Raw genomic sequence first — 1,741 nt, forward strand, 5'->3', positions numbered from 1 at the left:
TCTTTACTGAAGATGTAAGTAAGCGTTTTGGAGCTTACTTACATCTTCAGTAAAGGAAATGTCTGTATGACCGTCAATGGAAATATGGTTATCATCATAGAAAGCAATTAACTTACCTAAACCCCAGTGTCCCGCTAAGGAAGCAGCTTCACCAGAAATACCTTCCATGTTACAACCATCACCCATGATGACGTAGGTATAGTGGTCAATTAGGTTACAGTCTGGCTTATTGAATGTAGCAGCTAAATGGGCCTCTGCTGCAGCTAATCCTACAGCGTTAGCAATACCTTGTCCTAGTGGCCCGGTAGTAACCTCGATACCTTCAGTGATGTGATTTTCTGGGTGGCCAGGAGTTTTAGAATCCCACTGACGGAATTGTTTAATTTCTTCCATAGGTACGCTGTCAAAACCTGTGAGGTGCATGAGAGCGTAAAGTAACATACAGCCGTGGCCAGCAGAGAGAACGAAGCGATCGCGATTTAACCATTTAGGATTTTTGGGGTTAAAGCGCATGAACTTATCCCAGAGGACAAAGGCCATTGGTGCAGCACCCATGGGTAGTCCTGGATGGCCAGAATTAGCTTTTTGAACTGCATCAATTGCTAAGAAGCGGATTGAGTTAATACAAAGTTCTTCCAGTGATTGAGTTGTAGCAACCATAGTTATTGTTTCTATATATTGAAATGTGTGAATGCCGGAGCGAATAAACCAGATATTTGTCCACTGTCATACTACAGTTATACTGCTCTGGAATTGTTCTCAGACCATATACATTACAGATCATCTCACTGTAGGGATCTCTAGGCAAGGGAAGTTATCAAGTCAAAAATTTTAAGGCCCTTATGAAGTTAAACTTATGGTGTGGACTTTAGTTATTATTATGAGGTTAAGGGTATGAAACAGTCTATAAGGTTTTATCTCCCAGCCGCATTCCTAAAAGTATTAATATCTAATGTTTGGAGATACCTAGATGAATCAAGATAACACTACTATAGAAGAACGTCGCTTTGATGATATCCAAACTTGGATGTCAACAGGAAAAGGTACAGATTTACCCGAAGTCTTACAGGGTATCTACTTTATGGATGGAAACGATCTACCAGAGGATTGTCTGACTCTGAATGCTTCTGCTTCATGGAATCCTGAGACTCTAACCTTGTCAGTGAGGACTCACGATCCCTTTCAATGGACATTTCATCCTTCAGTTGCTGGACGAAGACTTCTTCAGCAGAATAAGTCCCAAAAATTGCTCATCAAGATACTTTTTCAGGATAATACTTTGAGACGGGCAGATGTGATTCCCCAATTTTATGGAATACAATTTCCTCGCTGGATTCTTGGCTTTGAGATGATCCAAACGGAAGATAGTGTCGATGGTATGACCTGGTATCGCAGAAATAATATCTTTTTTGGTTTGATTCCTGCAGGGAGCTATATTCTCAGGAAGATTGTGGATAAAAATGGCCAAAAAACTCCTGCTTTTCACGATATGCTTGCTAAAGTTCAGGAAACTTGCATTGTTGTGACTAAAAGTAATAAGTAGCTTTTGCTGAAAAAGTCTTTTGGTGAAGTTAGGGAATAAAGTTATTCGATTGACTACTCCCCTAGCTGAAGCCTAGGGGATTCTAAGTTGATACTACGCAACTTCAAAATCAGCAGTTTCTTCAAATAGTCCAACTTATGGGGAGTCACCAATGACTCAATGCTGCAACTCTGGTTAAATTTGATCGGGTGTTAAAAA

Annotated in this window: 1 protein-coding gene and 1 pseudogene; one reads left to right on the forward strand and one right to left on the reverse strand. The window is 40.3% G+C overall.

Annotation, left to right across the window (positions count from 1 at the left end; all coding sequences use genetic code 11):
* Positions 1-18: 18 nt before the first annotated feature.
* A pseudogene (locus F6K13_RS31755) lies at positions 19-660 on the reverse strand (transketolase); the annotation flags it as partial.
* Between the two features lie 310 nt (positions 661-970).
* Between F6K13_RS31755 and F6K13_RS31760 the strand changes: the two are divergent.
* Complete coding sequence (locus F6K13_RS31760) at positions 971-1,543, forward strand: hypothetical protein (protein ID WP_124147856.1); 573 nt, start codon at positions 971-973, stop codon at positions 1,541-1,543.
* Positions 1,544-1,741 lie beyond the last annotated feature (198 nt).

It is taken from the genome of Okeania sp. SIO2B9, assembly GCF_010672505.1.
Taxonomy (GTDB): domain Bacteria; phylum Cyanobacteriota; class Cyanobacteriia; order Cyanobacteriales; family Microcoleaceae; genus Okeania; species Okeania hirsuta.